Below are 11,745 nucleotides of genomic sequence, written 5' to 3' on the forward strand. Positions count from 1 at the left end.
GAATTATAAAGCATTTCATTACCTTTGCCCCCAACATTACAGTTGTAGTTTTATTTGTTGTTAATTTAATTATTACAAAAAAAGCACACTATAAAAAGTGTGCTTTCTTCTATTGAAAATTCATTTGTTTTCTTGTATATTTATTTAGGTTATTATTAAACAAAAACACGCCTCAAAAAGCGTGTTTTTTTATTACCCAACCTTTACACATAATTACCCATACTTATATATTATCTTCTGAAATTCTAATTAGGTGCTTTTCTCTTTATAATAAGCTTCCCAGTGTGCTAATAACTTTTCGGCGTGCTCTTTTGGCGTTACTTTTATGTACTTCAAGAAACTTGCCTCCGTTGTGTGTCCCGTAATCTTCATTATTGATAATGTAGGGAAATTCATTAGATATAAGTTAGTAGCGAATGACCTCCTGCAAGTGTGTGAACTTATTAATTGCCACTTCTCGAATACTCCTCGCTCCTTTCTTCTCGTTTTGGGATTCATTAAAGACCCTTCCACTACATCATTAAAGCCTACCAACCTGCACACCTCCTTAATATTGCTGTTAAACACTATACTTTTCAAAGGCGTAGGCATTCCTCGCTTTCTTATCATCTCTTTAATATGATGATGAAGCGGTATTACAACCTTTGCTCCCGATGTATTGCGTGTTTTCTGAGGCTCAACCTCAATAAACTTGCTATCAGGGTCAATGGCGGGCAACGCCATAACATCTGACACTCGTAAGCCTGTCCAAAGTCCTAAAATCATCAAATCACGTGTGTTTTCCAATCTCTTATCCTTAGAAAAGTCAAACGCTACCAATCTTTCAATTTCCGCCTCTGACAATGCCACTGATATACTTTCCTCCTTCGTTTTTGTGAAGTTATCTAAATCGTTAGCAATTGTATGCCCCCTTTCTTTTGCCTTTCTCAACAATACCTTAATACCCGAAACCAATTCACCTATCGTATTAGCCGAGTACTTCTTTTCATTCATACAAAACGCTACAAACTCATCATTTAATTGAGCATTATATTCAGCAACTTTAATACGTCTCTTTATGTAATTTTCAAAATTAATTAAAGCGTTATTAGATTGGTTGTAAAGATATATTCGAGATTGGCTATACTCTCTTCCCGTATTTTTATTAATCGCTCCTTTGATAGAAGAAAGGAAATTCATCGCAAAATCCGTGAAGTAATCAAATTCATTAGTTACCCTCTCGGGTTTGAATTTAGTGTCAAAATCATTCTTTAATTTTTCTCTTGTTATCTTCTCACCATTCAATTTGTAATTATCAATGAGTGTAACAAGGAAGTCGTTATACTGCATAATATGCGCGGCTATCTTTCGCAACCTTACACCGTCAGCACCCTTGCGACTCTTTGGCATACGGGCGTTGAAGTCCCAGTCGTTAGGGTGAATATATTCACCTGTCGAATACTTGAACAATTTTTTTTCGTCAGCAATGTAATACTGAATGATAATTATTGTATCTTTGTCACCATTAGGCTCTTTGAGATAGAAAAACATAATCCGAATAATTTTCGGCAAAGATACAAAAAGGGTAAGTATAGTGGTAAGTTTATTTTAAATATTTTTTATTTTTAAAACTAAAAACGTTTCAAAGTTCCTTGTGTAAGTTGCTTTTTATTTATTTTTTCGTTTTAAAGAAATTAAAATAGATTACTATAACTGTTTGAATGAAAAATAGTGGTTAGCCGTTAATGATTATTCTTTAAGCCTTTAGCTATCGATATCGAACACATTCGAATAGTCTGACTCGTCCGTATCAAAACTTTGGCAAAGTTTCAACTATCCTTCGTGCTACGACCCTCCCTCCATTTTCTAATTTTTCTTCCTTTTTTCTTCTTCCACTGGCGTGAGCTTTTAACTCGTGTCCCTATTTATTAATTTCTTAATTTTCTGATTTTTAACTTCTAACACCTAACATCTAATATATTTCATAAATAAACCTTAAAAAAGTTTTCGTTTTTGTTGTGTTTTATATTTTCTTTATTTACTTTTGCCCCACTATTTACTAAATACAGTAGTTAATAGGAGAAATAAGTAATTTCTAACAACTAATTCCCTTCTCCTATTCCCTATTTTCTAAAATAATAAATAACTAAAAATAATGGAACACCAAAATCAACAAAACAAAAGTTACGCATTACCCATTGCGATGATGTTCGCCTTATTCTTTATGATATCATTCGTAACGGGCTTACAAAACCCTTTCGGGGTAATTGTAAAAAACCAATTTATGGCAAGCAACCTCGAATCACAATTGGGGAACTTAGCCAATTTTATCGCTTATGCCTTTATGGGGATTCCCGCAGGGCTAATGCTACAACGCATCGGTTATAAGAAAACTGCTTTAACAGCTATTGCCGTAGGCTTCGTTGGCGTTTGTATTACTTTCCTTTCAGGTAATATGGGTAGCTTTGGAGTATACCTCACTGGGGCATTTATCTCAGGCTTCTCTATGTGTATGCTGAACGTGGTAGTAAACCCAATGCTCAACACCCTCGGTGGTGGTGGCAAACGCGGTAACCAACTCTTGCAATTCGGAGGCGCTATCAACTCTATCGGGGCAACTATCGTGCCCGTATTAGTAGGGTACCTCATTGGTACTATCAGTGCCGGTACTTCTATTGCCGATGCCAATCCTGCCCTCTTCTTAGCAATGGGTATCTTCGCTTTGGCATTTATTGTACTTGCCCTAATGCAAATACCCGAACCTCACGCAGCGGTAAAACAAAAAGATGTAACCGATAAACACAGTCCACTATCTTTCCGCCACTTTATATTAGGAGCAATAGCTATCTTCCTTTACGTAGGGATTGAAGTAGGAATTCCCAACATCGCAAACCTTTTTATGACCAGTAGTCCAGAAATGAACGGCTTAGCAATAGATACCACTATTGCAGGTTCAGTAGTAGGTACCTATTGGTTCCTGATGTTCATCGGTCGTCTTACCGGAGGTTCATTAGGAGCGAAGTTTTCAAGCAAAGGAATGCTTACTTTTGTATCTTCCTTAGGAATTCTTTTTGTTATCTTAGCTATATTAATACCCGAAACACAAATGGTAAATATGCCTGTGTTCAAATCTGATATATCTTTTGGGTTAGCCGAAGTGCCAATAAGCATAATGTTCCTCATTCTTTGTGGCTTGTGTACCTCAGTAATGTGGGGAGGTATTTTTAACCTCGCTACCGAAGGTTTGGGTAAATATACAGCCGCAGCCTCAGGTATCTTTATGGCGATGGTGTGTGGTGGTGGTATTTTGCCAGCTATCCAAGGTTGGGCTGCCGATGCTTTTGGTTATATCCAAAGTTACTGGGTAATTGTATTAGCATTGCTATTCCTCTTGTATTATGCCCTCGTAGGTAGTAAAAATGTAAATACCGATATCAACGTAGATTAATAATCAAATTTCCCTAAGTTAGAAGAAAGACTGCTCCCACTTTTAGTGGGGCAGTCTTTCCTATTTTCTCTCCTAAAATTTTTTCAAGCTTCTCTCATACAGCAAATTTTCCCTTCGTTCTATCTTCACTCAAAGCCCATCATTCGCAATTTGCCATTGATTGAGTATTATTGGCATTTCTAATATTGTGGCGTTAAATACGTTTTGTCTTTCCTTGTTACAATACTTTGCCAAAGTTTTAAATTGCCTATGCGGCTCGCACCTTTGGCAAAGTTATACTGTATCTCGTGTTACGACCTCACATTACCTTCGTCATTCGTCATTTGTCCCTCGTCATTTCTTTGCTTCTCCGTCATCACATTCCCCCTCTTGAAGGTAGTCAGCGACAGCTGGGTATGTGCCCCGCGAGAGCGGAGTATGTGTAAAGGGAGAGGTTTGTCTCCTTTTCCAGCTAGTCCCCCTTCGGGGGTTCGGGGGCTTACCGAATAAATGACTCGTCACATTCCCCCTTTTTCGTCATTCGTCATTCGTCATTCTCTCCCTTTTTCGTCATACTCCCCCCTATTGCCTATGGCCTAAGGCCTATCACCTCTTCCCTTCTCTTTCGTCTCGAAACCCCGTTTTTACCATTTTTTGCATCGCTGTATTATACTATGAGTCAACCACTTATATACCCTTTCTATACCAATCGTCCAAGATTCGTATAAGCTTCCTATAAGCTACCTATAAGCTAACTACATTCATCCTCACACCCTTTTTCCGTCAAAAACCCTACTTCTCCTCTTTTGAATTTCTCCGTTTCCTTCCGCTCTCTCTAACCTATCCGATTTGTCCAACAAGTCTGACCTGTCAAAAAACGATTTTTATCACCTTATCCAAAAGTATAACTCCACTGCCGATATAGAATAGACAAATGTAAAATTAGCAGATTAGCAAATTATTATTATCTTTGCAAAAAAAATAGAATATGAGAACTGTAAATTACAATAAAATGGTCAATTACAATGTGAGTATCCCTGAGGGAGACGTGCCTATGTTTGAATCTCTTTTCAAGAAATATAATGTGATAGTAGAACCTACTATAGTAGCCGAACCTGTAGAGGAATATATTCCTAATAAAGAAACTATAAAAGCTATTGAGGAAGGAAGAACAGAACTCGCTAAATATAAAAAGGGACTCGTAAAAGGTTATACAAATGCTCAAGAATTGATTAACGATATCTTATCTGAAGAAGATGAATGACACAAAAGAAAATAAAGATTTGTATCGTATTGTCTATGCTACGACCTTTAAAAAGGAACTAAAAAAATATAAAAATCAACCTATTAAGCTATCAAAAATTATAGAAATAATTAATATTTTGATAGAAAAAGGTTCTGAAGGTATCCCAATGGATAAAAAACCTCATCTTTTAACAGGAAATTATAAAGGTTGTATGGAATGTCATATAGAACCTGACTTACTACTTATTTGGGAACAAGATGATACTGAAAAAACAATTATGTTAGATAGAATAGGTAGTCATTCAGAGCTTTTTTATAAAAATAAGAAATAATAAATATTCCTCATAAACTTTTCACTTTTTCACTAAAAAAATATGGCAAAAGAAACCCCCTTGATGAAACAGTACAATCAGATAAAAAGCAAATACCCTGATGCTTTACTGCTGTTTAGGGTAGGCGATTTCTACGAAACCTTCGGTGAAGATGCCGTAAAAGCCGCTCATACCCTCGACATTGTGCTCACCAACCGCAACAACGGTACCGAGCGCAGTGAATTGGCGGGTTTTCCTTACCATTCTATCAATACCTATCTTCCTAAGCTCGTAAAAGCGGGCTACCGCGTGGCAATATGCGACCAGCTCGAAGACCCTAAACTCGTGAAAGGCATTGTAAAGCGAGGTGTTACAGAACTCGTTACCCCAGGAGTTGCCCTCAACGACGATATATTACAAAGCAAGAGCAACAACTTCTTAGCCTCAGTATGGTTGGGCAAACAAGGCTGCGGTGCAGCTTTTCTCGATGTTTCTACCGGTGAGTTCTTGGTAGCACAAGGCGATAAAACCTATATCGATAAGCTCTTGCAGAACTTCCGCCCCAGCGAACTGCTCGTTGCTAAACATCAAAAAAAGGAATTTGCCGAACATTTTGGCGACGACTTTCACTGTTTCTACTTGGAAGATTGGGTCTTTAAAGACGATTATGCCCAACAGGTACTTACCAAACACTTTCAAACCAACTCTCTCAAAGGCTTTGGCGTAGACGAACTCACCGAAGCAATTCTTACCGCAGGGGCTATTCTCTACTACTTATCCGAAACCCAACACCACCAACTCCAACACATTACTGCCATTCAGCGCATCGCCGAAGAGGCTTATGTATGGCTCGACAAGTTCACCATTCGCAATTTGGAACTCTATACGGGCAATACTACCCCCTCGGTGAGTTTGCTCGATGTGATTGATAAAACGCTATCGCCTATGGGTAGCCGTACCCTCAAACGCTGGTTGGCGTTACCGCTGAAGAAGTTAGACAAAATCCGTCAGCGTCACGAGGTGGTCGATTACTTCTTGAAGCATATCGATGTATTAGAGCAGGTGAAAACAGCCCTCAGCCGTATGGGCGACATCGAACGACTGATTTCTAAGGTTGCTACTCTTAAAATCAATCCGCGGGAGGTAGTGCAATTGCGCGCTTCCTTGGAACATATCCCCTTGATAAAACAGTTGTGTTTGGCTTCTGCTAATGAATCGCTTACCCTTTTGGGCGACAAGCTCCACAGTTGCGAACAGCTCAGCGCGCGCATCGCCGAAACACTCAATGAAGATGCTCCTGTGAACATAGCCAAAGGCAATGCTATCGCCAAAGGTTTTTCGGCAGAATTGGACGAACTACGCGGACTCTCACATTCGGGTAAAAGTTATTTAGACGATTTACTCTTACGCGAAAGCCAACGCACGGGTATTCCTTCTCTAAAAATAGATAGCAACAACGTCTTTGGCTACTATATCGAAGTGCGTAACACTCATAAAGATAAAGTTCCTGCGGATTGGATACGCAAGCAAACCCTTGTGAATGCCGAGCGTTATATCACCGGAGAACTCAAAGAATACGAAGCTAAAATATTAGGTGCTGAAGAAAAAATCGCTCAGTTAGAGCAATCGCTATACGCCGAACTGATTGCTTTTATCAGTGAGTATATCGGTCAGGTACAAACAAATGCCACGCTTATCGGTCAGCTGGATTGCCTTTGTGGTTTTGCTACTTTGGCGATGGAAAACAACTATCACCGCCCCGAGATGAACGAAGGGTATGCCATTGAGATTAAAGACGGTCGCCACCCTGTGATTGAAAAGCAATTGCCCGTTGGTACGCCCTACATTGCCAACGATGTATATTTAGACCGTGAACGCCAGCAAATCATAATGATTACTGGACCTAATATGTCGGGTAAATCAGCTATCCTGCGACAAACTGCTCTGATAGTCCTCTTGGCACAGATAGGCAGTTTTGTGCCTGCTGCCAACGCTCAATTAGGTATTGTCGATAAGATATTCACCCGTGTAGGAGCAAGCGATAACATTTCTATGGGTGAATCTACTTTTATGGTGGAGATGAATGAGGCAGCCCTTATTTTGAACAACATCTCCGATAGAAGTTTGGTGCTCTTGGACGAAATCGGGCGTGGTACTAGCACCTACGATGGTATTTCCATAGCGTGGGCAATCGCCGAATATTTGCACGAACACCCTAGCAAAGCCAAAACCCTTTTTGCTACGCACTATCACGAACTCAACGAGATGAGTGAGCAATTCGAGCGCATCAAGAATTACAATGTATCGGTAAAAGAAACCAAAGACAGCGTACTTTTCTTGCGCAAACTCACCGAGGGTGGTTCAGCACACAGTTTTGGGATACACGTAGCGAAGATGGCAGGAATGCCTCAATATGTGATTCAGAAGGCGAATAAAATGCTTAAAAAGCTCGAGGAGAGTCATAATGTAGTACCCACTGCCGAAGTGGTTAAAAACGCCCAAAAAGAAATGCAATTAAGCTTCTTTGATATGAACGACCCACTTTTAGAAGCCCTAAAAGAAGATTTACTCAGTCTCGACATCAACACCCTCACCCCCGTAGAGGCACTGATGAAGCTCAACGAAATGAGAAAGCGAATTAGCTAATTAGCAAATTTGGAAATTAGTAAATTAGTAAATTAGTAGTGTCGCTACATTCCCCCTCTTTGAGGGGGTTAGGGGGAGGTTTTAACAGCATCGCTACACTTTAGCAAAGTCTATAATAACTAAACAATTTAAAAATCAATAAAAATGAGAAGAACAATTTACACACTTTGTGCAGGCTTATTTGCACTGCTTACAATTGTTGGATGCTCTAAATCCGACGACAATGAAGGAAAGAAAACTACCGAAGTTACAAACTTCAACATTCCTAAGGAAGCTAAAGCCATTTTGCCCGACAAAACTCTTACCGAAATGGTTGCCAACGGAATGACCATTCACGAAGGAACTAACCCGCCTAATATCGAGGGTATCTATTTGCTCGACAACCTCAAATTCCTTTACACCAGTGACCCCGACGACCATTACTTTACCAAAGGAGATCCAGCTGCCGATTATAAATATAAGTTTTATGATCAACAAGGAGTAAAGGTAAAATCTGATTACAAAGCACTGAAATTCGGAGTGTTTGATACAGCTACAGGCTCTGGTGCTATCATTTCAGGTAGTGGTAACAAGTTTACCGTCTTCCTAAACCACGCTGCTAATACAGAAGGTGTAAAGAATAACGATGTAACCCTAATTTCAGGTGAACTGACTCCTCAAGGTATTAAAAACTTAGCGTTTGTACTAACAGTTACTGAAAAAAAAGACAGTGAGAATAAAATAATGAAAGTAGGTACCTATCGTATTTTCACTCACTACGAAAGAATTGCTCAAAAAGTAACAGCGTATTAAACCTGTTACTTATCACAATATTCCTTTCCTTCTTGCTAAATCAATCGCTTCTATAAGGCTTTCAGCATTGAATTTTTCCCGTATATTCTGTCGGTGTCTATTCACTGTGTAAGTGCTGATGAATAACTGTTCAGCTATTTCTTTGCTCGAAAAGCCTTGCGAGGCAAGTGTGAGTATTTCCTTTTCTCGCGGGGTAAGCACAAAATCTTCCTCTTCTATTTTTATGGGGATAATCTCCCCTGTGATACAGTGTTTCATTTGCACCCTTACCGGCAAGTTCTCCGATTGGTCAGGGGCAATTTCTATAATGCCTAAGGCGAGGTAATTATCGTCAGTAACTTCTAATAGTTGCACCTCGTTAGTCACGCGCCCATAAGTGCCATCGGTTGCCATTCCGCGATAGTCGTAAATGTATTTGTACTGCACTTGTTCTTCTTTGGGTAAGGACGATAGAAACTCGTAAATCTTCTCATCTATGAGCTCTTTCATCGCCAAATCATCGGGGTGAATGCGTCGTTTTAGCGGATAATCTTGCATTTCACTGCTGTCGTTCTTAGGAATATCGTCGTAACCAAAGAGTTTAAACTTATCGGAAATAAAATAGAAATGCTCGTTTTTATCTACTATAAAAACGGCATTATTCCCTATTTTTGCTAGCATTTCGGCATAAGGGATATACTTCTGTGCTAAGATTTCCATAGAGGCTGAGGTGCTCATCGTCAATTAAAAATGGTTATTTTTGCGTATTGCCACACTTGCGCAACCGCCGTAATTTTGCCCCAAAATTAATAATTATTTCTCAAAGATGAAAAATTACAACAGTATTATTATAGGTAGTGGCTTGGGCGGACTCATCGCCGGAGCTACTTTGGCACTCTGGGGCAAGAAGGTAATTGTGCTCGAACAACACTATATCGCAGGTGGTTGTGCTACCGCTTTCAAACGTAAAGATTACCTAATGGAAGTAGGTTTGCACGAAATCGACGGATTGAACGAAACCGACCCTAAACGTCCTATCTTAGAACTTTTAGGGGTGTTTGAGGAAGTAGAATTTCTAAAAGTACCCGAATTCTACCATTTGAAGAAGCAAAACTTCCAGTGTACCCTGCATCACGGGGCAGAAGCCAAAGCAAAACTCATCGCCGATTTTCCTGATAGTAAAGTCGAAATCGAGCGTTATTTTCGACTCATCGATAGGCTTTACACCGAAATGCGCCGACTCCCCCGTAGCAAATGGCTCAATATATTGCTCTACCCGCTGATGCCTTTCTTGATTCCTACCATTATCAAAACTTCTACAATGAATGTGGGTAAATGGCTTGATGCAAATATCAAAAATGAAGCACTCAAAAACGTACTCACGGCTAATTTGGGTTATTATACAGATGACCCTTATAACCTCTCGCTAATGTACTTTCTAATGGCGCAAGGTAGCTATTTAAACGGAGGAGGCAACTTCGTGAAAGGGGGTTCACAGTCGCTGTCTAACTACTTGGTGCGCTTTATCGAAAAACGTGGCGGACAAGTGCTTACGGGTAAATTTGTAGAAGAGATTTTAGTGGAAAACAACCAAGCGGTGGGGGTGAGCTATCGCGATACGTTCAACACTTCGGCGGCTAAGCAATCGCTCTATGCCGATACCGTGGTCGCCAATGCCGCCCAACCTATTGTTGCTCAAATGCTCCCCGAGCCTTATCGCTCTAAATTAGCGCAAAAGGTAGCACCTTTAGAACTTGCCTGTTCCTTGCTCACCATTTATTTGGGTTTCAATACCGATTTGAAAAAACTCGGCGTAAACCACTATTCTACCATCATTCAGGGTCAAAAAGACTATAAACTGAAAGATGTAAAAGCCGACTCGCAAGGTGATTGGGCTCAAAAATCATTTACTTTTGTGAATTATGGGGTAGTAGATGCCCAGTTAGCTCCTGAGGGAAAGACGGTAGGAGTAATTTGTGCTATTGATTACCTCAAAGAATGGGAAGGACTCAGCGAAACGGAATATCAGCAGAAGAAGGAAAGGGTCGCACAACTGTTTTTAGCCCGTTTAGAAGCCGAATTTCCTACTATTCTCCAACACTTGGAGTGTTATGAGGTAGCCACTGCCAAAACCATAAAAAGATACACTTTAAACCCGCAGGGCACTCCGTATGGCTATGTGCAATCGGTGAAACAAACCTACCCTAAACGCGATAAACTCACCGCTTCACCGCTGAAAAACTTGTACTTTGCCTCGGCTTGGGCGCCTTCGGGGGGTGGCTATTCAGGGGCGATTTACAGCGGTTTTATGACGGCAAGCAAGATGAAAACCCAAGTAAAATGGCACAACTACACGCCCTCAACTCTCGCCGATGAACGCTGTGTAAAACTCTTAGCAAAAGAATTTATCGCCCATAACACTATCTTGCTCACTTTTGAAAAACCTAAAGGTTTAGAGTATAAAGCAGGACAGTATGCCGTATTGAGCCTCAACAACCCTCGTTATACCGAATTGGATATGCCTTTGCGTCCGCTCTCAATGGTCTCTCATCCTGATGAAGATACTTTGCAGTTTGCAATGCGCCTCAGCGATAGCAGTTTTAAGAAAAGTGTTGTCGAAATGGTGATAGGTGATACAGCCACGATATTCGCTCCTATGGGTAATTTCACTCTTAAAGGAAAAAATAAGCGCATTGTGTTCCTCGCCTCAGGGATTGGCATTACCCCAGTACTCCCTATGCTCAAAACCTTAGTACAACAGCAATTTGCAGGTGAAGTAGTAGTATTTTACTCCAATAAAACCGAAGCCTCAGCTGCTTTTCACAGCGATTTACAACATAGCACTTTGGCTAACTATACCTATCTGCCTGTGTTCACCGCCACCCAAAAGCGCCTCAATACCGATTTTTTAAAGGAGCATCTCCACACCCTCACCGATTGTGACTATTACATCGTGGGAACCAATAGCTTTACCAAAGCAATGCAAGAGCTCTTGTTAAAAGAAAACGTACTCGCCACAACCATCTTTAAAGACGATTTCGGAGGGTAATTTTATAGTTATATAAAAAACTTTGGCAAAGTCTCTACTCGCCCGTCGTGCCACGACCTTTGCCAAAGTTATACTTCGTCTCGTGTCACGACCTCCCATTACCTTCGTCATTCGTCATTCTTCCCCCATCATTTCTTCACTTTTTTCTTCATATTTCCGCCTATTACCTATTCCCTAAGACCCCACACTTCCCCATTTTCTCATTTCCAAATCTGCTAATTCCCTAATTTCTCTTCCTCTTTTCCGTCATACTCCCCCTAGTGCCTATGGCCTAAGTCCTAGCGCCTCTTCCTCTTTCTTTCGCCTCGAAACCCCGT

At 40.4% G+C, this 11,745-nt stretch carries 9 protein-coding genes; 6 read left to right on the top strand and 3 right to left on the bottom strand.

Annotated features, from left to right (window positions below; genetic code table 11):
• Nucleotides 1-249: 249 nt before the first annotated feature.
• A complete protein-coding gene (locus HMPREF9072_RS09445) occupies nt 250-1,530 on the bottom strand; it encodes a tyrosine-type recombinase/integrase (RefSeq protein ID WP_009411502.1) in 1,281 nt (426 codons plus the stop codon).
• A gap of 604 nt (nt 1,531-2,134) precedes the next feature.
• On the opposite strand from HMPREF9072_RS09445, the gene HMPREF9072_RS09450 reads away from it, so the two are divergent.
• Nucleotides 2,135-3,427: an MFS transporter gene (locus tag HMPREF9072_RS09450; RefSeq protein ID WP_009411503.1), complete on the top strand. Its 1,293-nt coding sequence runs from the start codon at nt 2,135-2,137 to the stop codon at nt 3,425-3,427.
• A 290-nt stretch (nt 3,428-3,717) separates the two neighbouring features.
• Here the strand turns inward: HMPREF9072_RS09450 and HMPREF9072_RS12545 are convergent, their stop codons facing one another.
• Nucleotides 3,718-3,918, bottom strand: a complete 201-nt coding sequence (locus tag HMPREF9072_RS12545) for a phosphinothricin acetyltransferase (protein WP_232300847.1) — start codon at nt 3,916-3,918, stop codon at nt 3,718-3,720.
• Between the two features lie 476 nt (nt 3,919-4,394).
• Here HMPREF9072_RS12545 and HMPREF9072_RS09455 point away from each other — a divergent pair, with 476 nt between their 5' ends.
• The 4 genes from HMPREF9072_RS09455 to HMPREF9072_RS09470 all read left to right on the top strand — a co-directional run bounded on the left by HMPREF9072_RS09455 (nt 4,395) and on the right by HMPREF9072_RS09470 (nt 8,400).
• Nucleotides 4,395-4,670, top strand: coding sequence for a hypothetical protein (locus HMPREF9072_RS09455; RefSeq protein ID WP_002674416.1), 276 nt, complete (start codon nt 4,395-4,397; stop codon nt 4,668-4,670).
• Nucleotides 4,663-4,983 (top strand): type II toxin-antitoxin system YafQ family toxin, encoded by a 321-nt coding sequence (locus HMPREF9072_RS09460; RefSeq protein ID WP_009411504.1) that lies wholly within the window; start codon nt 4,663-4,665, stop codon nt 4,981-4,983. Before HMPREF9072_RS09455 ends, HMPREF9072_RS09460 begins: the two co-directional genes overlap by 8 nt.
• A gap of 42 nt (nt 4,984-5,025) precedes the next feature.
• Nucleotides 5,026-7,608, top strand: coding sequence for a DNA mismatch repair protein MutS (gene mutS, locus HMPREF9072_RS09465; RefSeq protein ID WP_009411505.1), 2,583 nt, complete (start codon nt 5,026-5,028; stop codon nt 7,606-7,608).
• 144 nt (nt 7,609-7,752) lie between these two features.
• Nucleotides 7,753-8,400, top strand: coding sequence for a hypothetical protein (locus tag HMPREF9072_RS09470; RefSeq protein ID WP_009411506.1), 648 nt, complete (start codon nt 7,753-7,755; stop codon nt 8,398-8,400).
• Nucleotides 8,401-8,412: 12 nt separating this feature from the next.
• Here HMPREF9072_RS09470 and HMPREF9072_RS09475 read toward each other — a convergent pair whose 3' ends face one another.
• Nucleotides 8,413-9,117, bottom strand: a complete 705-nt coding sequence (locus tag HMPREF9072_RS09475) for a response regulator transcription factor (protein WP_034566348.1) — start codon at nt 9,115-9,117, stop codon at nt 8,413-8,415.
• A gap of 88 nt (nt 9,118-9,205) precedes the next feature.
• On the opposite strand from HMPREF9072_RS09475, the gene HMPREF9072_RS09480 reads away from it, so the two are divergent.
• Complete coding sequence (locus HMPREF9072_RS09480; protein ID WP_009411508.1) at nt 9,206-11,428, top strand: FAD-dependent oxidoreductase; 2,223 nt, start codon at nt 9,206-9,208, stop codon at nt 11,426-11,428.
• Nucleotides 11,429-11,745 lie beyond the last annotated feature (317 nt).

Source organism: Capnocytophaga sp. oral taxon 324 str. F0483 (assembly GCF_000318315.2).
Classification (GTDB): Bacteria; Bacteroidota; Bacteroidia; order Flavobacteriales; family Flavobacteriaceae; genus Capnocytophaga; species Capnocytophaga ochracea.

What these genes read in the sequence shown, in the direction of transcription:
- HMPREF9072_RS09455 (WP_002674416.1), top strand. Translation starts at nt 4,395, where the DNA reads ATGAGAACTGTAAATTACAATAAAATGGTCAATTACAATGTGAGTATC.
- HMPREF9072_RS09475 (WP_034566348.1), bottom strand. Translation starts at nt 9,117, where the DNA reads ATGAGCACCTCAGCCTCTATGGAAATCTTAGCACAGAAGTATATCCCT.
- mutS (WP_009411505.1), top strand. Translation starts at nt 5,026, where the DNA reads ATGGCAAAAGAAACCCCCTTGATGAAACAGTACAATCAGATAAAAAGC.
- HMPREF9072_RS09470 (WP_009411506.1), top strand. Translation starts at nt 7,753, where the DNA reads ATGAGAAGAACAATTTACACACTTTGTGCAGGCTTATTTGCACTGCTT.
- HMPREF9072_RS09445 (WP_009411502.1), bottom strand. Translation starts at nt 1,530, where the DNA reads ATGTTTTTCTATCTCAAAGAGCCTAATGGTGACAAAGATACAATAATT.
- HMPREF9072_RS09480 (WP_009411508.1), top strand. Translation starts at nt 9,206, where the DNA reads ATGAAAAATTACAACAGTATTATTATAGGTAGTGGCTTGGGCGGACTC.
- HMPREF9072_RS09450 (WP_009411503.1), top strand. Translation starts at nt 2,135, where the DNA reads ATGGAACACCAAAATCAACAAAACAAAAGTTACGCATTACCCATTGCG.
- HMPREF9072_RS09460 (WP_009411504.1), top strand. Translation starts at nt 4,663, where the DNA reads ATGAATGACACAAAAGAAAATAAAGATTTGTATCGTATTGTCTATGCT.